This is a genomic window from Mesorhizobium sp. WSM1343, assembly GCF_055901535.1.
In genome coordinates, this window is record NZ_CM148370.1 from 3,771,012 (window position 1) to 3,790,700 (window position 19,689).

Sequence of the window (19,689 nt, forward strand, 5' to 3'; positions counted from 1 at the left end):
AACTCACTGTTCGTCAGTTGCGCCCAGCCATCGCATCGCGCAGCAAGGAAGCACCGCCTTCAAAGCCGGCAATCTCGGCTTCCTCGATCGCGGTCCTGTAGTCATCGATGCGGGTTTCGAGCGCCGGGTCGGCGCCCGCCGCCAAAAGCAGACGGATCGCATCGACACTGCGGATGGCCACCGAATAGTGCAGCGGAGTCCAGTCGTTGACGCCCCGCATGTTGGGGTCGGCGCCAGCTTCGATCAGCACCCGCACGATGTCCAGCCTATTGGCGCGATCGGTGGACAGCGCCGCAATGATGGACGGAAACCCGCCATGATCCTGATAATTCGGATCCGAGCCCGCATCCAGCAAGGTCGAGATGAAGCCGACGGGACTCCAATAGATCGCATATTCCAGCGGATGCCCAAGGCCGAACTCAAACGGCATGCGCTCGTCGAACCAGCGCGAAGAGCCGCCCAAGGCTAGACCGAGGCCGTCGAAGTCGCCGGCCTTGAAGGCATCGTCGATCGCCTTGAAGAGGCGATGACGCTCGCATCGATCTTCCGGGATTTCCAACATCGCCGTGTTCCAGAAGGCGAAAACCAACGGCCTATATTGCCCCGATCCCCTGCGCGTGGAAAGGCGGTCGTCCGATGCGTCCAGTAGGTCGACGATGCGCATAACATTTCACGGATTGCTGATATAAGTCATCGCTGAATAATAATCTGCATCGCGGAGGTAGCTTTCCGGCATGCCATTCCAGCTCAGTGAGCAAACGCAGCAAATTCTTTCGCTAATTTGCATTCTGTTAGCTGGCGTCTTCATTGGTATGGCCTTGGAACGTCTCCTATCGAGGAAACGGAGGCAGGCATGGAGGGAGAGCAATAGCAGGCGCTGGGCGAGAGAGCGCAGAGGGGGCGACATTCTTAGCGGCCTATGGGTTGCCCCGAAGCCTGTTTCCGCGCCACCGAAACCGATTGATCCTGCTGACCAGTTGCGGATCGTCATGGGTGCGAGCTTCACTATTCAACCGCTCCTCAACAGGAGTGAAGTGCGCGTCTTCAAGGAACTTGATCGCATGGTGATCAGCTGCAATCCGGGATGGCAGGTGATGGCCCAAGTGTCACTGGGCGAAATTTTGCGCAGCGCGAACGCTGACGCCTACAGCTGCATCAACTCGAAACGAGTGGACCTTCTTCTTGTGGACGAGACTTGTCTGCCTCGACATGCGCTCGAATACCAAGGCCATGCGCATCACCAAGGCACAGCAGCAGCACGTGATGCGGTCAAAAAGGAAGCGCTGCGACGTGCTGGCATCAGTTACCATGAGATCGTCGGCGGTCACACGACACCTTCGGAACTCAGGCGACTGGTTGAGAGGCTGGTGGACAAGCCCACCGCACCGCAATAGCTGACCTTTTGCAACGCAGATTTCTCGGAACCTGATTGGTTTTCGAACGGCCATAGCCAGAAATGGCGGAGCCGGCCCGGGGACGGGGCCGGCTCCTTTCACCCGGTCGTTGGGGACGGGGAGGGTGGGGACTCGACCGGGTTTCTCCTGAAGCGCCTCGCATTCACGCGGCGCGCTTGAGCTCTGTTTTAGCGGACGCTGGCGACCGCGTCGGAGCGGCCGTCATTGATCGTCACCCAAACGCCGGAATTCTGGTCCGACTGGCGCTTGAGATAGGTGTAGTCGGTGTCCGTCCAGGACAGGACCTTGGTCTCAAGATTGTCGAGGATGAATTCTCCGAGGCTGGTGCGCACGGTCAGCACCGCGTGGCCGTCGCCATTCGGCTGGCGCGCCACCGTCATCAGCAGATTGCCGGCGGGGACGCCCGCATCCATCAACTCGCGGCGCTTTTCCAGCGCGTAATCCTCGCAATCGCCATAGCCATTGGCCGGATAGGCCCAATATTCCTCGACACCGTAGTTTTCCATGTCGGTGCGCGGCTTGATGCGGGTGTTGACCGAATTGTTGATGTTGACGATCGTCGCCCACAGCTTGCGGGTCAGTTCGACCGGCGCACCCCTGGGGGTCCGTTCGCTGCATTCGCCGGGAATGCGCTGGCAGAACTCATAGTGACCAACAGGCTGGGTGGTGCGTCCACCGGTGTGCATATAGGCCGGTCCCGCGGCATATGCTGATCCCCAAGCGGAAAGCTGCATCGCCATTGCCGCCAGCAACAGCTTGCCCCTCGTTTTCTTCATTGTTGTAGTCTCCCCGTTCGAAGGAGACATTGCCACGTGTGGATTTATTTGACGCAAAAGCGCGAAGTAGATATTGAGTAAAACTCCAATAGAATAAACGTAAAATTTGAATCATTTGAGTATTAATTCGTTTGGATCTGAAGGCTCCCACCTCGGGCGCGGAGCGCTCCCAGAAACAAGCTCCCAGAAACAAAAAACCGGCCGCAAGGGCCGGTTCCTGGAATGTTGCTGTCGGGCCTGCTCAGGCGCGTGGCGTGTTGAATTCGGAATCAAGCGTTTCGGGACGCTGGATCACAGCGAATTCGATGGCGACGCCATCCTCGAAATGACGCACGACCTGCCCGCGCATGGTGCCAAGCATGACCTGGATGCCGATCGCCGGTTTGACGTCGATTTCGACAGCGGCGCCGGAGAGCGAAAGGTCGATGATGCGGCACTGGTACTGGCGGCCGTCGGTGAGCTGCAGCACGCTTGTCGGATTGCGCGGTGCGACGCGCTCGTGGCGGCGATCTTCCGGCAGGTCGAGTTCATGCTTGTTGGCCAGCCAGGTCAATTGCGCGGCCAGCTTGTCCTTCTTGCGATCCGATGCAATGACGGTCATCGCGAAACCGTCCTGCAGGGTGCGTGTGACGACGCCTTCGATGCGGCCGATATGATCGATGTAGGCGATGATTTTTTCGCCGGGCATGCCGATGCGGTCGGTGCGAAACGCAACATTGCCCGGTGACATGTCGACGACCTGGCAGGGATGTTCGGTGCGGTCTTCCAGCATGAAGCGTCCGTAAATTTTAACCCGGACGCGCTGAAAGTTTCGCCTTTCAGCTTGGGACGGCGCATAGTCGACCGCCGCTGACCTCATGACTGCCTACACCCCGTTTGGCATCCCGCGCGCCGATGCGAGGAACTTCATCACAGAAGTACAACAAAGCGGGTTAACAAAGGGGAAAAGCGGGCGCTCCAGCGTTTTCCTTTTTGCAGGCCGTGGTGCCAAAACCGCCGCGCAGTTTTGGGCGACGTGCATCAGGTCTCAAAAAACAGCGGACTATTCCTCGCGCCCGCCATCGAAGACGACGAGATGACGGATGCGACGCACCCGGCCGAGCGCCGAGATCGTCTCGGGTGCCCCAAGTTCATCGGGAACAAGCGAGGGAACATCGATCGCCGGGCGATTGTTCAGAAGCTCCTTCTCCGGATCTATGACGCGGATTGAATCGATCAACGCATCGGTGATCGGATCGGCACCCAGCCAGAAGGGTTTCTCCACGGCGCTGATGACGCCCAGGCAGCGCGGATTTTCGACGCCGCCGTCCAGCGGCAGGGCAAGCAGTTCGAACTTATTGGAGCGCCCGTTGCGGCTGAAGCCCTCATAGCTGATGAGCACGACCGATTTCTGCTCGAACACGCCATGGATCAGGCGCGAGACGAGCCGCTGGTCCTTCTCGCGCCACAGCGATGGAAAGGAAAACCCCTTGAGCTCGCGGCCGTAGCAGGCGCAAAGCCTTGTGCCGGCCAGCCGGAATACGGCCTGTCCGCGCGTGTCACGTTCCAGGATAAAGGTGTCGGCCAGCAGCGACTTGATGTCGGCCGGTTCGACCTCCGAACGTTTCGGGGCGGGGCGTCCATCACGCAGGCGGTTCCAATATTGGAACAGCGTGATCGATCCATTCTGGTTCATGCTATGCTGCTCCGCGCAATCTGTCGTCTGATGTCCCATCGGTGAACAGAAGGGCGCCCTCCGAGGACCTACATGCGTTGCGGAGCAGGAAGCGTGCCAGCGTCGTTAACACTTGTTCACGGGTCGGGGTCGTTAAGGTTAACAAGTGGTTTACGTTGCGTCTGAGCCAGCCCCGTGGCACACAAAAACCACTCCAGAAGCGGTCGTTTCGCGACGATCGGCAGCACTTCAGTCAGAGTTTTAGGGGAGCAGGGGGCTCGACCGGCCGTTCAAGGGAAACCTTGAACGGCTTCTTTTTTGATTCGCGCCAGATGATTCGCGGTTTGCTGTTCGGTCCGCGTTAATCTAGATGCTCGAACCTGGAATCCCGCAGGGAGTGCAATTTCAAATGAGTGAACCGGCAATTCCCTCGGAAGCCGACCCGCTCGAGGGCGCGCCCGAGCCGCGGCGCGAGCCGGTGTTCAACCTGCCGCCCGTCGTGCTGGCGGTGATCGGCATCTGCGTCGTCGTCTATCTGTTGCAGCAATATGTGTTGAGCGAATCCCAGCAGATGACATTGCTGTATGACGGGGCCTTCATCCCCGTTCTCTACACCGGGCAATACGGCTTCGACTGGTTCCTGTTTTCGCGGCCCTTCACCTACGCGTTCATGCATGGCGGCTTTGCCCATATCGCCATCAACATGGTGTGGCTCGCCGCGTTTGGTTCACCATTGGCAAACCGTCTGGGAACGCTGTGGTTCGCGCTGTTCTTTGCCGCAACCGGGCTGGCTTCGGTCGCGCTTTTCTGGGCACTGCATCCTTACGGTGAGGCGCCGCTGGTCGGGGCTTCCGGTGCGATATCAGGCATGATGGGGGCTGCGGCGCGTTTTGGCTTCCGCACCGATCGTTCGGCCGGCAAAGCCGCCTTCGCCGGCCCGGTGCTGCCGATCGCATTCGTGTTGCGCTTACGCGGTGTCGTGATTTTCCTTGCCATGTGGATGGTCATCAATCTCGCCACCGGCCTGCTCGGTTTTGCCCCGGGGGTAGACGGCCAGATCGCCTGGGAGGCCCATATTGGCGGCTTTGTCGCCGGCTTCCTCGGCCTGCGCTGGTTCGACAGGCGATGGCAGGCGCCCGAATGGGAGACGGCCGACCACCACACTTGAAATGCAACCGATCACGGCGCACGATGTTCACTCTTACGTGAAGGCCGGTCAGGGCAGGAACCGGCAGGCAAAGCAGAGGAGGACGCCATGACGGTTAAGGCAATTCTCGAGAGAAAAGGCCATGACGTGTTGACGCTCGGGCCGAACGAAAAGCTTAGCGAAGCCATCCGTATCCTGGCAGAGCACAAGATCGGGGCGCTGGTCATCACCAATGGCGATCGCAAGATCGTCGGCATCCTGTCAGAGCGCGACATCGTCCGGGTTGTCGCCCGCGAAGGTGGAGCCGCGCTCGATATCCCCGTGCGTTCGGCGATGACGCCGAAAGTGAAGATCTGCAACGAAAACCACACCGTCAACGAGGTGATGGAGATCATGACCCGAGGCCGCTTCCGCCATCTGCCGGTGGAAAAGGACGGCATGCTCGATGGCATCGTGTCCATTGGCGACGTGGTCAAGCGCCGCATCGAGGATGTCGAGCGCGAGGCCGACGAGATCAGAGCCTACATCGCCACCGCCTGAGCGGTGAGGCGAACCGCCGGCCGGAGAACCGACCGGCGGAGCCGTGGTTACCTGTTGTCGAGTTCGGAGCGGACGAGTGCGAGCCCGCGCCGGGTGATGCGGTAGGGTCCACCGTCAGACGAAGAAACAGCCTTCTTCCGCTTCAGTTTTCGAAACAGCTCGAGATCGACGCCCGGATAATGCCAGCCGTCGCGGGTCAGGCATTTGACGGAGGCGATCCGTTTCTTCTCGTTCTTTTCGATTTCAATGCGTCCGCCCTGCGCGAGCAGGTGCAGGATGCGCTGTTTCCACAGCGCCGCGCGTCCTCTTGGACGCGCAAAGGACGCTGTGGCACTTATGATTTGGCGCATGATCCTTTCCGAAAATCGATACCGATTTTCGGGGTCATGCGCTGCGCGAAATATCCATGTGAGAGTTTTCCGGGAAAACAAAAAATGCCGCCGCCGCGAAGCTTCGCGGCACGGGGTTTCAGGTTTTCTGCCCTGCCTCGCCAGGAGGTCAGGGCCTTACCGGGACAGAGCGTAAGTGGACATCCACTCTCCATTGGAATGGACCTCCTATAGGCGAACGCGGCTGAAAAGGCCAGTCCGCGGCTTTGCGCTTGTGTTTTTTGGGCGCTTGTCTCTTTTGGCGGTTTGCACTAGCGAAGTTGCACACCAAAGTGTGCGAAACGCATTATCCGCAGTTCCAATACGCAGGCCACCATGTCCCTCATCGACACCCGCACGCCCGACGCCAAGCGCCTTGTTTCCGGTGCCACCGGCGACTGGGAGATCATCATCGGCCTCGAGGTCCATGCCCAGATTACATCGGAAGCAAAGCTGTTTTCCGGCGCCTCGACCGCTTTCGGCGCGGCGCCCAACGCCAATGTCAGCCTGGTCGATGCGGCGATGCCCGGCATGCTGCCGGTCATCAACGAGGAATGCGTCAAGCAGGCGATCCGCACCGGCCTTGGGCTGAAAGCGCAGATCAACCACAAGTCGGTCTTCGATCGGAAGAACTACTTCTATCCAGACCTGCCGCAGGGCTACCAGATCTCGCAGTTCAAGCAGCCGATCGTCGGCGAGGGCACGGTGATCGTTTCCGTTGGCCCCGATCGTCAGGGCGAATTCGAGGACATCGAGGTCGGCATCGAGCGGCTGCATCTGGAGCAGGATGCCGGCAAGTCGATGCACGACCAGCATGTGACCATGTCCTATGTCGACCTCAACCGCTCCGGCGTGGCGCTGATGGAGATCGTCTCCAAGCCCGACATGCGCTCGGCCGACGAAGCCAAGGCTTATGTCACCAAGCTGCGCACCATCGTGCGCTATCTCGGCACCTGCGACGGCAACATGGACGAAGGTTCGATGCGCGCCGACGTCAACGTTTCGGTGCGCAAGCCGGGCGGCGAGTTCGGCACGCGCTGCGAGATCAAGAACGTCAACTCGATCCGCTTCATCGGCCAGGCCATCGACTTCGAGGCGCGCCGGCAGATCGCCATTCTCGAGGATGGCGGCAAGATCGACCAGGAGACGCGGCTGTTCGACGCCGTCAAGGGCGAGACGCGTTCGATGCGCTCCAAGGAAGAGGCGCATGATTACCGCTACTTCCCCGATCCGGACCTCTTGCCGCTGGAATTCGACCAGGCCTATGTCGATGCGCTGGCCAAGGAATTGCCGGAACTGCCAGACGACAAGAAGGCGCGGCTGATCGCGTCGCTCGGCCTGTCGGCCTATGACGCCTCGATCCTGGTTTCGGAAAAGCCGATCGCCGACTATTTCGAGAAGGTGGCCGCCGGCCGCGACGGCAAGCTAGCCGCCAACTGGGTCATCAACGATCTGCTCGGGCAATTGAACAAGGCCGGAAAAGACATTGAAAACGCTCCGGTTTCCCCCGAGCAGCTTGGCGCGGTCATCGATCTGATCAAGGACGGCACCATTTCCGGCAAGATCGCCAAGGACCTGTTCGAGATCGTCTGGAATGAGGGCGGCGATCCGCGCCAGCTGGTCGAGAGCCGTGGCATGAAGCAGGTCACCGACACCGGCGCCATCGAGAAGGCCGTAGACGAGGTGATCGCAGCCAACCCCGACAAGGTCGAACAGGCGCGCGCCAAGCCGAGCATGGCCGGTTGGTTCGTTGGCCAGGTGATGAAGGTGACCGGCGGCAAGGCCAATCCACAAGCGGTCAACGACCTCGTCAAGACCAAGCTGGGCATCGAGTAGCGCGGTGTTTGTCCGCACCGCAGGTGAACGTGATCTGACGGCCATCCGGGCGCTGCTGGTCGAAACCTGGCACACGACCTATGACGCGGTCTATGGCCCTGATCGGATCGACCGGGTCATCGAGGATTGGTGTTCGCCGGCGAAATTGAGAGCTAGCCTTGAGCGGCCGAATGCCGAATTCCTGGTCGCCGACGACGGCAAGCGCATCGGCGGCGTCGCCTATGCCGAAAGCGTCGAAGGCGGCACCGTGGTCGACCTGCAACAGCTCCATGTCGCACCCGACCTGCAAGGCCGGGGTATCGGCGGGATGTTGCTCGATGAGGTGATCGAGAATTTTCCGGAAGCCCGCTCTCTACGCATCGAGGTCGTGGAGCAGAACAGGCGTGCGGTCGCCTTCTATCTGGCCAACGGCTTTGCCGAGATTGGCCGGGCCGACAATTATGGGCCGGCGCAGTCCGGTATTGCTGCGTTGATTCTTGAGCGGATGCTGACCGCCTGAGCGCTCGATGATCGCGCGATTGCATCACGTTGTTGCGAGTGGACCCTCGAGCGCACGGCTTTCATTTGACGGCGCAAATATCGAGCGCAAAGCTGTGGCCGCTGACCCCAGCCATGATCGGTGTTTGACCGGTGGCATGCGAGGCAGCTTGGGGAATCGTCATGCCAAGCTTGCCGGAACTGATGCCGACACAGGTGTCGGACGAGACCTTTGGCAGCGTCACCTATCATATAGCGGGCGAGCTGGTGCCGGTGCTTTCGGTCGATGTCACGCGCATGCCGGTCTATTTCGAGCACCACATCCTTTTGTGGAAGAATTCCACCATCACCATCGGCCTGAAATCGCTGAAGGGCGCCCTGAAGCGCATGATGGCCGGCATCCAGATCTTCGTCACCGAGGCGTCGGGGGCGGGCATCATTGCCTTCAGCCGCGATGGGCCGGGCCACATCGTGCCGATCCATCTCAGGCACGGCGAAGAGATCCAGGTGCGCGAGCACCAGTTTCGCGCCGCCACCGGCAATGTCGACTACACCTTCGAACGGGTGCGCGGCCTGGCGACGATGCTGTTCGGCCAGAGCGGCTTTTTCATCGACCGCTTTCGCGGTGATTCCGGCGATGGCATCGTCTGGCTGCACGGCTATGGCAACGTCTTCGAAAAGACGCTCGCCGCCGGCGAAACCATCGACATCGAACCGGGCGGCTGGCTGTTCAAGGATGCCTCGGTCAGGATGGAGACCAAGATCGATCGCCTGTCGAGCGGCTTCTTTGGCGCCAACATGAATTTCATCGTGAACCGATTCACCGGACCGGGCCGTGTCGGCATCCAGTCGATGTATCTGCATATGCCGACCGAGGAATAGTTCGGCGAAGGCCACTGGCGGGCAGCAATGGCGGCCACGATCCGGCCATGCGTCATCGCGGCGTTTGCCGTGCCGGCTCACCACGGATATGCAAGGGCCATGACCAAATTGTTCCGCACTGCGGCGCTGGCGCTGCTCGCCATCATCATTTTCGCGACCTTGTCGCCGATCCAGATGCGGCCGCACCTCGCTGAAGCAAATGTCGAGCGTGCCTTGGCTTATGTCCTGCTGGGCTTCGCCCTGGCGGTCGGCTTCCCCAACCGACTGTATCAAGTGGTGATTTTCGTGGCTGTGATCGCCGGCATGCTGGAACTGCTTCAGCTCATTGATCCCGGTCGCCATGCACGCCTCATCGATGCATTGGTGAAAGCCTTTGCCGGGGTGGTTGGGATCGTCGCGGGACACCTGATCGTCAGGGCCGGCCGGCAAAAGAGCGAGAGCTAGGCGCGGCAGCAATCCGCCGCGGAGGATCGAGCCTTCGCTAGGCAGCGGGAACCCCCACATTGTCGATTAGCCTGGTCTTGCCGAGCCATGCTGCTGCGAGAAGACGCCCTTCGCGGTTTCGACGCCATGGCGCAAGCGTCAGGCTTTCGCGTGCCTCGACATAGTCGACCTTCTGGAAGCCGACGGCGATGAGGGCGCGGCTGGCCTCTTCGGTTGCGTCGCTCTGGTCGGCGCCGCCCGCCAGAGCCACTGCCGTTTTGCGCAATATCACGTTGAGTTGGCGGGCGACCTTCAGTTCGGCCTCATCGAGATAGGCGTTGCGTGACGACATGGCGAGACCATGCGCGTCGCGTATCGTCGGGGCGCCGACGATCTCGACGGGCAGGTCGAGATCGCCGCAGAGCTGTCTCACCACGCAAAGCTGCTGGTAGTCCTTCTCGCCGAAGACCGCAAAGTCGGGCGTTGCCTGCAGGAGGAGCTTTGCCACCACGGTGGCGACGCCGTCGAAAAAGGTCGGCCGAAAGTCCGATTCGAGCCCGGCGGAGGGGCCGCCGACCGAGATTTTCGTGGCGAAGCCGGCGGGATACATCTCGCCAACCGTCGGTGTGAAAGCAAGGTCGGCCTTTGCCGCGCCGAGCCGGTCGAGATCGCGGGCGAGTTGGCGCGGGTACTTGTCGAGGTCTTCGCTCGGCGCGAACTGTGTCGGGTTGACGAAGATCGACACGACGCAGCGCTCGGCTTTTTCGAGCGCGATCCTGACCAGCGAGATGTGCCCGTCGTGCAAAGCGCCCATGGTCGGCACCATGGCGACACGAAGGCCGTCACGGCGCCAGTCATGGATTTGCGTGCGAAGTGCGGCAACGCTGTCGACGACGACGGGTTGGCTCATGCGTCATCCCTGCTGTTTGTCGCCGAAAAGACATGGCCGGGGCCCGGGAAGGTCCGGTTTCGCACTTCTGCTGCATAGCTCTTTGCGGCATGCGAGATCGCGCTGCGCAGGTCGGCGTATTCCTTGACGAATTTCGGCACGCGATCGACGGTCAGCCCGACCATGTCGTCGATGACCAGGATCTGGCCGTCGCAGTCGCCGCTGGCGCCGATGCCGATGGTTGGAATGGCGAGGCGGCGGCTGATATCGGCGGCGACCCTCTCGACCGTGCCTTCGATGACCACCGAGAAAGCCCCGGCGTTCTCGACGGCGAGCGCATCGCGAAGCAATGCCGCAACAGCCCCCTCGGTGCGGCCTTTGATCTTGTAGCCGCCGTCCTTCTCGACCGATTGCGGCTGGAGGCCGATATGCCCCATGACCGGAATGCCGGCGGCGACGATGGCCGCGATCTGGCTAACCATGTCGACGCCGCCTTCGAGCTTCACCGCCTGGCAGCCGGTTTCGTCGACGACCCGCCGCGCCGAGGCGACGGCAAGTGCTGCCGTGACCTCATAGCTGCCAGCCGGCAGGTCGATGACGACGCAGGCACTGGCCGAGCCGCGCATCACGGCTTGCCCATGCGCGATCATCATCTCCAGCGAGGCACCCAGTGTCGTCTTGTGGCCATGGAGGACCATGGCGACACTGTCACCGACCAGAAGCAGATCGACATGGTGATCAAGCAGACGGGCGATGGGATAGGTATAGGCGGTCAGGCAAACGATCGGCGTGCCGCCCTTGCGGTGGCGAATCGCCTCGGCGCTGATGCGCATGTCGGTGGTCGGCAATTCCGTGGCCAATCGTCACCTCCTTTGGCCTCAAGCCGGGCTGGATACAAGCATGGGCGCGCAGAGCTTTAGAAACACCGCAAAGGCTTGGCAAGCGTGCATGCAGCCACCGGCAGGATCACAGGCTTGTGTCGGGTTTCGGGAAAGCCATTTGCGCACACGCCGTGGCAAAACCCTTGCCTTCGGCAAGGCCTGACGCCATAAGCAGGAAACGGGCGCTGCCGGCGCGAGGGTTTTGAAATGAAGACTTTCCTTACGCAGTTTTTCACCTGGTGGAACAGCCAGACGATAGGAACCCGCCTGCACACGTGGCGGTATGGCAAGAAGGTCGGCCAGGACGAGACCGGCAATTTTTACTACGAAGGCGGCATCGATTCGGAAGGCCGCACGCGCCGCTGGGTCATCTACCGCAATTATTCGGAAGCTTCGGCGATACCGCCCGGCTGGCACGGCTGGATGCACCACCGTGTCGACGTCGCGCCGTCCAGCGAGGACTACAAGCCACGCGACTGGCAGAAGCCGCATCAGCCCAATCTGACCGGCAGCCCGGCGGCCTATCGCCCGAAGGGCTCGGTGCTCACCAATCAGCATCGCCCGCAGGTCACCGGCGACTACGATGCCTGGACACCCGGGTCGTAGCGACAGGGTGCGAGCCGGTCCTTTATCGCCACAATTGGTGTTTAGCTGCTTGCTGATCAGAAAACGGCGACTAGCCTTGGCGATCGACAGAATCACCCGGGCGCGAACCACCGGTATCTTTGCATGAGCTTTTCTTACTCAATATCGGCCAGTCTGGCGCTAGCCGCCGGTCTTGCCGTCAGCACCGTGGCCTTCGCCGCTTCGCCTGAGCCCGCGGCACCCGCGCCGGTGCCGCCCGCGGGAGCGGACCGGGTTACCAATGCCGTTGCCGAGTTTGCCGGTATCGACAAGATCACCGGCCGGATCATCACCTTCGATGTCTATATCGACGAGACGGTGCAGTTCGGCGCTTTGCAGGTGACGCCGCGCGTCTGCTATTCGCGGCCGCAGGCGGAGGCGCCGAAGACCGATTCCTTCGTCGAGGTCGACGAGATCACGCTCGACCGCAAGATCCGCCGCATCTTCACCGGCTGGATGTTTGCCGAAAGCCCCGGCCTCAACGCCGTCGAGCATGCCGTCTACGACGTCTGGCTGAAGGCCTGCAAGCAGAAGTCGGATGTGCCGGCGCCCGACGGAGCCAAGGCTGACGCAACCAAAGCGGAGGCTCCCAAGCCCGCCGCAGCCAAACCGGAAGCCGCGACCACTCCGGACGTCACAACGCCTGATGTGACGGAGCCGGACGCTTCGGAACCCGATACTACCGACACCAACTGATCCCCCGGAACCGTCCTGGCCACAATGCGTTGGGCCACGGACGAGCGCACATTCATGCGCAAGGAGGATCTTCCGATGTCAGACAGCAAACGGATCACGGCTAGCAAGGCCGAATTGCTGGAACTCGAAAAGGGGTTCTGGACGGGCGACTCCGCCTACTACGCGGCCAACGCCGACACCGAATGCCTGGTGGCATTTCCGCAGATGGCACAGGCGATGGACAATGCGGATCTGGCCAAGACCGCGGCCAAGCCCAACCGCTGGCGCAACCTGCAGATGGATCTCAAGGGCATTATCGAGCCGGGCAGCGACATCATCATGCTGACTTACGAGGCGCGTGCGACACGGGAGAATGGCGAGGCTTATGCCGCGCTGGTCAGCACCGGCTACGTCCATCGCGCCAACGGCTGGAAGATGATGTTCCATTCGCAGACTCCATTGGAAGCCGCTACCGGGAAGTAGGCTCAATCCTCAGGGATAGAATATTGCCTCGCCCTTCAACGCATCGGCGAGCATCTTCTCATACTTGCCGCGCGGCACGTCGACCGCACCGAACCGCTTGAGGTGCTCGGTGGTGAACTGCGTATCAAGCAGAGCAAAGCCCCGCGCCTTCAAGCGCTCGACGAGGTAGAAGAGGCAGGTCTTGGAAGCGTCCGTCTCCCTGGCGAACATGCTCTCGCCAAAAAACACCCGGCCGAGCGACACGCCATAGAGGCCGCCGACCAGCCGGTCCTCACGCCACGCTTCGACCGAATGACAATGGCCTATCCGATGCAACTCGATATAGGCTTCGCGGATCGGCGCATTGATCCAGGTCGAGCGCCGCTCCGCGCGCTTTTCGGCGCAGCCGTCGATGGTCGCCTCGAAATCGAAATCGAAACGGATGTCGAAGGGATGTTTCTTGATCGTTTTCCAGAGACTTTTCGGCGTGTGAAAGCCGTCAAGCGGGATGATGCCGCGTGTCTCCGGCCGCACCCAGAACACCTCCGGGTCGCCGGCACTTTCTGCCATTGGGAAAACGCCCGAGGCGTAGGCCTTGAGCAGCAGGTCGGTGGGGATGCGATAGCCGGGCGCGTAGGGGCGGGTCATCGCGTCTCCGCGCTACTCTTCCTTGGCCAGGTATTTTTCCAGCCAGTGGATGTCATAATCGCCATTGGCGATGTCGGCATTGCCGACGAGATCGCGAAACAGCGGCAGCGTCGTCTTGATACCGTCGACGACGAACTCGTCCAGGGCGCGGCGCAGGCGCATCATGCACTCGACGCGGTTACGCCCATGTACAATCAGCTTGCCGATCAGGCTGTCGTAATAGGGCGGGATCTTGTAGCCGGAATAGACGCCGGAATCGACGCGGATGCCCAGACCACCCGGTGTGTGGAAATGGGTGATCGTACCGGGCGAGGGGGTGAAGGTGCGTGGGTCCTCGGCGTTGATGCGGCATTCGATGGCGTGGCCGTTGAACTTGATGTCCTCCTGCTTCACCGAGAGGCCGCCGCCGGAAGCGACGCGGATCTGCTCATGCACGAGATCGATGCCGGTGATCGCTTCCGTCACCGGATGCTCGACCTGCAGGCGCGTGTTCATCTCGATGAAATAGAACTCGCCATTTTCGTAGAGGAACTCGATCGTGCCGGCGCCGGAATAGCCGAGGTCGGCGATCGCCTTGGCGCAGATGCCGCCGATACGGGCGCGCTCTTCGGCATTGAGGGCCGGCGAGGGCGCCTCTTCCCAGACTTTCTGGTGGCGGCGCTGCAAGGAACAGTCGCGCTCGCCGAAATGCACGCCGCGGCCAAAGCCGTCGCCGAACACCTGCACCTCGATATGGCGCGGCTTTTCCAGGTATTTCTCGATGTAGACCGCATCGTCGCCGAAGGCCGCACCGGCTTCCGTGCTCGCCGTTTGCAAGGCGACCTCAAGGTCGGCCTCTGTAAGCGCCACCTTCATACCGCGCCCGCCACCACCGGCCGATGCCTTGATGATCACGGGATAGCCGATCTCGGCGGCAATGCGCCTGGCTTCCTTTTGGTCGGTGACGGCGCCGTCCGAACCGGGCACAACCGGAATGCCGAGGCGCTTGGCGGTTCGCTTGGCCTCGATCTTGTCGCCCATGATGCGGATATGGTCGCCGGACGGACCGATGAAGGTGATGTTGTGCGCGGCCAGTATGTCGGCGAACTTGGCGTTCTCCGACAGGAAGCCGTAGCCCGGATGCACGGCGTCGGCGCCGGTGATTTCGCAGGCCGCAACGATCTGATGGATGTTGAGATAGCTGTCGCGCGATGGCGGCGGACCGATGCAGACGCTCTCGTCCGCGAGCCGCACATGCATGGCGTCGGCATCGGCGGTCGAATGCACCACCACCGTCTGGATGCCGAGTTCCTTGCAGGCGCGCAGCACCCGGAGGGCGATTTCGCCGCGATTGGCGATGAGGATCTTCTGAAACATCAGGCCCGCTCTACTCGATCACGACGAGCGGCATGCCATATTCGACCGGCTGCGAATCCTCGAAAAGGATCGCGGTCACCGTGCCGGCGCGTGGCGAGGGGATCTGGTTCATCGTCTTCATTGCTTCGATGATCAGCAGCGTCTGGCCTTCCTTGACCTTCTGGCCGACTTCGATGAATGCCTTGGCGTCCGGCGACGGCGCCAAATAGGCCGTGCCGACCATCGGTGAGGTGACCGCATTCTTGGAAAGGTCCGCCACCACAGGCACGGCAACGGCGGCAGCCTGCGCTGCTGCCGGCGCATAGGCCGGTTGCGGCGCCGCGATTGCATGAACGGCCGGCGCCTGCCGCGAGACGCGCACCTTCAGGTCGCCCAGTTCAACCTCGATCTCGGTGAGGTTGGTGTCGTTCAGTATGCCCGCCAGATCGCGGATCAGTTGCTGGTCAACACCGGTCTTCTTTATCGACATTTTCGAGCCTTCTGTTTGTTGGCCGGTCATAGGCGTGCGGCCAGCGCCTGTAGCGCCAGCGTATAGCCGAGCGGCCCAAAGCCACAGATCATGCCGACGGCGACCGGCGCGACCATGGAGACGTGGCGGAATGGTTCCCGCGCATGGATGTTGGAAAGATGAACTTCGGCCACCGGCAATGGTGCGACGGCGCGGATGGCGTCGTGGATGGCAATCGAGGTGTGGCTGTAGGCGCCCGGATTGATGACGATGCCGACAGCCTTGTCGCCGGCTTCCTGAATCCAGTCGACAAGGTCGCCCTCATGGTTCGACTGGCGGAAATCGATCTCGAACCCCAGCGCCGTGCCTGCCTGCTTGCAGTCGTCGGCGATCGCGGCAAGCGTCTTGCCGCCATAGATGCCCGGCTCGCGCTTGCCGAGCGCGTTGAGATTGGGACCGTTCAGGACGAAAACCGTTTTCAAAAAAGCCGACCTTTCCCGGCGCCGTCATCAAGCCGGCGCGCTGGGCCCTCTATAATGGGCATAGCCGCCCGCGGAAAGAGCGCAAGTGCGTTCTTTCACTGTCCACAACAGGCGGAAATGTGCCAGTGAGAGATAGCTGGCGAGCAAGATCAGAGCGCGGCTTTCGCCGCCTCGATCTTTTCAGCCAGCACTTCCTGCCCGAGCGCCCCGAACACCACCTCGTTGCCGACGACATAGGACGGCGTTCCGGTGATCGCCAGCTTGTTGGCAAGATCGTAGGTCTTGGCGAGGGCCTCGTTGATTGTCGGGTCCTTCATCTTCTCGCGCAGCGCCGCTTCGTCGGCGCCGAGCGACAGCGCGACCTTCATGGCCGCCGCCTCGGTGGCGCGTCCCTGACCGCCGAGCAACGCATTGTGGAACTCGCCGTACTTTTCCGGGTGCATCAGGTGGAAGGCCATCGAGACCACGCTCGCCTTCTGCGAATCCGGTCCGAGGATGGGGAATTCCTTGAGCACGAAACGCAGGTCCGGATCGGTCTTGGTCAGCGCCTTCATGTCGTCGATGGCACGTTTGCAGAAGCCGCAATTATAGTCGTAGAACTCGACGATGGTGACCTTGCCGGTCGGATTGCCGACGACGCCGTCGAAGGCGGAGTTGAAAATCTGGTCCTTGGCATCCTTGATCACGCCGAGATGAGCGATGCGCTGCTCTTCCTTCTGCTTGGCCTCAAGCGCGTCCTGGACCTCCAGAAGAACTTCCGGGTTTTTCAACAAATAGTCGCGGATGATGCCTTCGACCTCGGTGCGGTCGATCTTGGTATCGGCCGCCGCCGTCTCGACCGGCTGTGCGGTCCCGGCCTTGGCGATCTGCGGGTTTCCGGCAACGAATCCGAAAGCCAGCATGGCCAGAGCGACCGCAACCCCCGTGGTGCCCAGCAGCAGTGCCTTTTTCATCGTTCCTGTTCCTTCTGCCTGTTTTCCGGTCTGGCTATGTCGTGGCGCGGGGCCGGAAGGTTCACTTGATCTTGGTTGACGGCTTGTAGTTTATGATATCCTGGGCGCGAAGCCAGCGCGGCTCGCCGCGTTTCATCTGCTGCTGCGCCCGCATGGCGAAAATCTTCGCATCCTTGTAGTTGCCGGAATAGAAATGGCTTTCGGCGGTGGCAAGTTCAGCGCCAGGTATGTCGCCCAACTCGCCATAGGCCTGCGCCAGATAGCGATATCCGGCTGAATTTTCCTTGTCGCGACCGAGGCCATTATTGATCTGCACGACGGCTTTTTTGAGGGAGTCGGGCGTGCCGACGGCCATCAGCGCCTGGCCCACGGACACCGGCAGCAGACCGGACCGAGCCGAATCGAGGCTGACCGCCTTGGCATAGGCGTCCGCGGCTTCCTTGGGTTTGTTGGCTTTCATCAGGATGTCGCCGCGCAGTTCCTGGAAGTAGGCATTCTTCGGTTGCGCCTTGATCAGTGCATTGGTCTTGGCGAGGGCGGCGGCGATGTTGCCGAACAGGTAGGTCGACTGGGCGTCGCCGTACTGGGCGGCGAGGGTTCCTTGCATCTTTCGCATCAGCCGGGACGCGGCCGCCTGGCCTTCCATGTAAACGGCGATCTTCACCCGCATCATGTCATGGCGCTGCTGCAGCGCGGGCGGGTCCGGCCTGTCGACATTGGGGTCCTGTTTCACCAGCACTTCGAGATTGGCGATGCGGTCCTGCGGCATCGGATGGCTGATCCGATACGGATCGACCTGGGCGCCCGAAAGCGAAAGTGCGGTCTGGAAGCGGCGGAATGTCTTCAGCATGCCCATGCCGGACTGGCCGGTGGCGTTGAGATAGGTGATCGCCGAGCGGTCGGCCGTCATCTCCTCGGTGCGCTGATAGGCGAGGATGCTGCGCTGTGCCATTTCGCCGCCGCCGGCAGCCACGCCCATGCCGGCGCCGGCGAGACCGCGGCTGCTGGTTGTGGCACCGGCGACAATGGCGCCGGCGCCAAGCAATGTCGCGATGACGGCCATCGTCTTGGCTCGTTCGAGCTGGTCGCGCAGCTTCTGCTGGTGGCCGCCGGCAATATGACCGGCTTCGTGCGCGATGACGCCGATGATCTCGTTGGGCGTTTCAGCCGTCATCAGCGCGCCGGTGTTGATAAACAGCCGACGCCCGGTGACGAAGGCGTTGAAACTCTGGTCGTTGACCAGGACGATGTCGATGCCGTCATTCGCCAGGCCGGCCGCCCTGAAGATCGGCCGCGCGTAATCGCGCACCAGCGCCTCGATCTCGGCGTCGCGCACCACCGGCACGTTCTGGGCGAAGGCGCTGACCGAGCTCGACATTGCAACGGCAACGCCAAGCGAAAGCGTCGCGAAGACGCGCGCTGCCTGGGCAATCGTCGATCTGGGTCGGCTCAACATGATGTGTCCACTGGTAGACGAGCGGGCGAAAGATGAAAAGTCGGCGCCGGAAACTTCCTCAACTTGTGATCCTCACATCAATCGGGCATTTGTGCGGCACATGCGCCAGTGCCTGGCGCCGTCAGTCATCGGGAATACTGGTTAAATGGTCGTTTCGCTCTCACGCCGTGGCAATGTCGAGCCCTTCCATGCGATGGACATTCTGGCAGAGGCAAACCGGCTGAAGTCCCAGGGCGTGCCGGTTGTTTCGATGGCCGTCGGCCAACCCTCCGATCCCGCACCGGTTCTGGTTCGCGCCGCAGCAGCCAAGGCGCTGCAGGATGGGCGCATCGGCTACACCGACGCGCTCGGACTGGCAGGTTTGCGCAAGGCGATAGCCGGACACTACGCCGATCACTACGGGCTTGAGATCGAGCCCGGCCGGATCGCGGTGACCACGGGATCGTCGGCCGCCTTCAACCTTGCCTTCCTGGCGATGTTCGATCGGGGTGACCGCGTCGCCATCGCGGCACCCGGTTACCCTGCCTACCGCAACATCATGGCCGCACTCGGCATCGAGGTGGTCGAGATCGAGCTCGGCGACGCCGCCTACCTGCATGCCGGCCATTTGGAAGCCGCGCATCGTGAAAAGCCGCTGAAAGGCGTTCTCTTCGCCAGTCCCGCCAATCCAACCGGCGCGGTCATACCAGCCGATGAACTGGCGGCCCTGGTAAGGACGGCACAGGACCTCGGCATCGCCGTCATCTCCGACGAAATCTATCACCGGCTGGCCTATGCCGCCCCCGACACCACGGCACTTGCCTATGGCGGCGATGTGACGGTGATCAATTCCTTCTCCAAATATTACTGCATGACCGGCTGGCGAATCGGCTGGATGGTGCTGCCGCAGGAACTGGTGCGGCCGGTCGAGCGCGTCGCCCAGAGCCTCTACATCTCGCCGCCGGAGCTATCGCAGATTGCCGCGATCGAAGCGTTCAGGGCGACCGAGGAACTGGAGGCGGTAAAAGGCCGCTACGCCTGGAATCGCGAGCTCTTGATGAAACGCCTGCCGGAACTCGGCTTTCCGCTGGCGGCGCCCATGGACGGCGCCTTTTATGCGTTCTGTGACGTCACCAGGCATACCAATGACAGCATGGCCTTTGCGCGAAAGATGCTGGCCGAGGCGCATGTTGCAGCAACGCCCGGCCGCGACTTCGACACTCAGGCTGGGCACCGGACCATGCGTTTCTCCTATGCCGGCAGCCACGACGACATGGTCGAGGCAATGGTGCGCATCGAACGCTGGTTGAGGTAGCAC

24 protein-coding genes are annotated in these 19,689 nt (G+C 61.7%); 11 read left to right on the forward strand and 13 right to left on the reverse strand.

Going from position 1 to position 19,689, the window contains the following annotated elements:
- Positions 1–13 precede the first annotated feature (13 nt).
- Entirely contained in the window at positions 14–562 is a 549-nt protein-coding gene (locus AC0NIL_RS18305; RefSeq protein ID WP_063173701.1) for an ankyrin repeat domain-containing protein, read from the reverse strand.
- A 172-nt stretch (positions 563–734) separates the two neighbouring features.
- Here AC0NIL_RS18305 and AC0NIL_RS18310 point away from each other — a divergent pair, with 172 nt between their 5' ends.
- Positions 735–1,394: a DUF2726 domain-containing protein gene (locus AC0NIL_RS18310; RefSeq protein ID WP_063172305.1), complete on the forward strand. Its 660-nt coding sequence runs from the start codon at positions 735–737 to the stop codon at positions 1,392–1,394.
- 188 nt (positions 1,395–1,582) lie between these two features.
- Here the strand turns inward: AC0NIL_RS18310 and AC0NIL_RS18315 are convergent, their stop codons facing one another.
- The 3 genes from AC0NIL_RS18315 to AC0NIL_RS18325 all read right to left on the reverse strand — a co-directional run bounded on the left by AC0NIL_RS18315 (position 1,583) and on the right by AC0NIL_RS18325 (position 3,866).
- A complete protein-coding gene (locus AC0NIL_RS18315; RefSeq protein WP_063172304.1) occupies positions 1,583–2,191 on the reverse strand; it encodes a transglutaminase-like cysteine peptidase in 609 nt (202 codons plus the stop codon).
- Between the two features lie 241 nt (positions 2,192–2,432).
- Entirely contained in the window at positions 2,433–3,050 is a 618-nt protein-coding gene (locus AC0NIL_RS18320; RefSeq protein ID WP_013531341.1) for a PilZ domain-containing protein, read from the reverse strand.
- A 183-nt stretch (positions 3,051–3,233) separates the two neighbouring features.
- Positions 3,234–3,866, reverse strand: a complete 633-nt coding sequence (locus tag AC0NIL_RS18325) for a PAS domain-containing protein (RefSeq protein ID WP_024503876.1) — start codon at positions 3,864–3,866, stop codon at positions 3,234–3,236.
- Between the two features lie 388 nt (positions 3,867–4,254).
- Between AC0NIL_RS18325 and AC0NIL_RS18330 the strand changes: the two genes are divergently transcribed.
- Positions 4,255–5,013 (forward strand): rhomboid family intramembrane serine protease, encoded by a 759-nt coding sequence (locus AC0NIL_RS18330; protein WP_063172303.1) that lies wholly within the window; start codon positions 4,255–4,257, stop codon positions 5,011–5,013.
- An 87-nt stretch (positions 5,014–5,100) separates the two neighbouring features.
- The gene (locus AC0NIL_RS18335; RefSeq protein WP_013531344.1) at positions 5,101–5,532 is read left to right on the forward strand and encodes a CBS domain-containing protein; all 432 of its coding nucleotides are present in this window, start codon (positions 5,101–5,103) and stop codon (positions 5,530–5,532) included.
- Between the two features lie 47 nt (positions 5,533–5,579).
- On the opposite strand, the gene AC0NIL_RS18340 is transcribed toward AC0NIL_RS18335, so the two are convergent.
- Positions 5,580–5,882 (reverse strand): YjhX family toxin, encoded by a 303-nt coding sequence (locus tag AC0NIL_RS18340; RefSeq protein WP_013531345.1) that lies wholly within the window; start codon positions 5,880–5,882, stop codon positions 5,580–5,582.
- Positions 5,883–6,236: 354 nt separating this feature from the next.
- On the opposite strand from AC0NIL_RS18340, the gene gatB reads away from it, so the two are divergent.
- The 4 genes from gatB to AC0NIL_RS18360 all read left to right on the forward strand — a co-directional run bounded on the left by gatB (position 6,237) and on the right by AC0NIL_RS18360 (position 9,539).
- Entirely contained in the window at positions 6,237–7,736 is a 1,500-nt protein-coding gene (gene gatB, locus AC0NIL_RS18345) for an Asp-tRNA(Asn)/Glu-tRNA(Gln) amidotransferase subunit GatB (protein WP_473573028.1), read from the forward strand.
- 4 nt (positions 7,737–7,740) lie between these two features.
- The gene (locus AC0NIL_RS18350; protein ID WP_063168096.1) at positions 7,741–8,235 is read left to right on the forward strand and encodes a GNAT family N-acetyltransferase; all 495 of its coding nucleotides are present in this window, start codon (positions 7,741–7,743) and stop codon (positions 8,233–8,235) included.
- Positions 8,236–8,396: 161 nt separating this feature from the next.
- On the forward strand, positions 8,397–9,095 hold the full coding sequence (locus AC0NIL_RS18355; RefSeq protein WP_013531349.1) for an AIM24 family protein: 699 nt from the start codon (positions 8,397–8,399) through the stop codon (positions 9,093–9,095).
- Positions 9,096–9,194: 99 nt separating this feature from the next.
- Positions 9,195–9,539 carry a VanZ family protein gene (locus tag AC0NIL_RS18360; RefSeq protein ID WP_063170249.1) on the forward strand — a complete coding sequence of 115 codons (345 nt, stop codon included), beginning with the start codon at positions 9,195–9,197 and terminating at the stop codon, positions 9,537–9,539.
- Positions 9,540–9,576: 37 nt separating this feature from the next.
- Here AC0NIL_RS18360 and panC read toward each other — a convergent pair whose 3' ends face one another.
- Entirely contained in the window at positions 9,577–10,428 is an 852-nt protein-coding gene (gene panC / locus AC0NIL_RS18365; protein WP_013531351.1) for a pantoate--beta-alanine ligase, read from the reverse strand.
- Entirely contained in the window at positions 10,425–11,240 is an 816-nt protein-coding gene (gene panB, locus AC0NIL_RS18370; protein WP_198327644.1) for a 3-methyl-2-oxobutanoate hydroxymethyltransferase, read from the reverse strand. The genes panC and panB overlap by 4 nt, the downstream gene beginning before the upstream one ends.
- Before the next feature lie 255 nt (positions 11,241–11,495).
- Between panB and AC0NIL_RS18375 the strand changes: the two genes are divergently transcribed.
- The 3 genes from AC0NIL_RS18375 to AC0NIL_RS18385 all read left to right on the forward strand — a co-directional run bounded on the left by AC0NIL_RS18375 (position 11,496) and on the right by AC0NIL_RS18385 (position 13,070).
- A complete protein-coding gene (locus tag AC0NIL_RS18375; protein WP_013531353.1) occupies positions 11,496–11,894 on the forward strand; it encodes an NADH:ubiquinone oxidoreductase subunit NDUFA12 in 399 nt (132 codons plus the stop codon).
- A gap of 123 nt (positions 11,895–12,017) precedes the next feature.
- Positions 12,018–12,608, forward strand: coding sequence for a DUF2155 domain-containing protein (locus AC0NIL_RS18380; protein WP_063172299.1), 591 nt, complete (start codon positions 12,018–12,020; stop codon positions 12,606–12,608).
- A 75-nt stretch (positions 12,609–12,683) separates the two neighbouring features.
- On the forward strand, positions 12,684–13,070 hold the full coding sequence (locus tag AC0NIL_RS18385) for a hypothetical protein (RefSeq protein ID WP_024503882.1): 387 nt from the start codon (positions 12,684–12,686) through the stop codon (positions 13,068–13,070).
- Positions 13,071–13,079: 9 nt separating this feature from the next.
- On the opposite strand, the gene aat is transcribed toward AC0NIL_RS18385, so the two are convergent.
- The 6 genes from aat to AC0NIL_RS18415 form a co-directional block, all read right to left on the reverse strand.
- Entirely contained in the window at positions 13,080–13,697 is a 618-nt protein-coding gene (gene aat, locus AC0NIL_RS18390) for a leucyl/phenylalanyl-tRNA--protein transferase (RefSeq protein WP_024503883.1), read from the reverse strand.
- A 12-nt stretch (positions 13,698–13,709) separates the two neighbouring features.
- A complete protein-coding gene (gene accC, locus AC0NIL_RS18395) occupies positions 13,710–15,053 on the reverse strand; it encodes an acetyl-CoA carboxylase biotin carboxylase subunit (protein ID WP_013531357.1) in 1,344 nt (447 codons plus the stop codon).
- Positions 15,054–15,063: 10 nt separating this feature from the next.
- Complete coding sequence (accB, locus tag AC0NIL_RS18400) at positions 15,064–15,522, reverse strand: acetyl-CoA carboxylase biotin carboxyl carrier protein (protein WP_013531358.1); 459 nt, start codon at positions 15,520–15,522, stop codon at positions 15,064–15,066.
- Positions 15,523–15,548: 26 nt separating this feature from the next.
- Positions 15,549–15,983 (reverse strand): type II 3-dehydroquinate dehydratase, encoded by a 435-nt coding sequence (gene aroQ, locus AC0NIL_RS18405; RefSeq protein WP_013531359.1) that lies wholly within the window; start codon positions 15,981–15,983, stop codon positions 15,549–15,551.
- Between the two features lie 149 nt (positions 15,984–16,132).
- Positions 16,133–16,936 carry a DsbA family protein gene (locus AC0NIL_RS18410; protein WP_013531360.1) on the reverse strand — a complete coding sequence of 268 codons (804 nt, stop codon included), beginning with the start codon at positions 16,934–16,936 and terminating at the stop codon, positions 16,133–16,135.
- Positions 16,937–16,997: 61 nt separating this feature from the next.
- Positions 16,998–18,392 carry a M48 family metalloprotease gene (locus AC0NIL_RS18415; RefSeq protein ID WP_013531361.1) on the reverse strand — a complete coding sequence of 465 codons (1,395 nt, stop codon included), beginning with the start codon at positions 18,390–18,392 and terminating at the stop codon, positions 16,998–17,000.
- Between the two features lie 145 nt (positions 18,393–18,537).
- On the opposite strand from AC0NIL_RS18415, the gene AC0NIL_RS18420 reads away from it, so the two are divergent.
- Positions 18,538–19,686 (forward strand): pyridoxal phosphate-dependent aminotransferase, encoded by a 1,149-nt coding sequence (locus tag AC0NIL_RS18420; RefSeq protein WP_027160394.1) that lies wholly within the window; start codon positions 18,538–18,540, stop codon positions 19,684–19,686.
- Positions 19,687–19,689 lie beyond the last annotated feature (3 nt).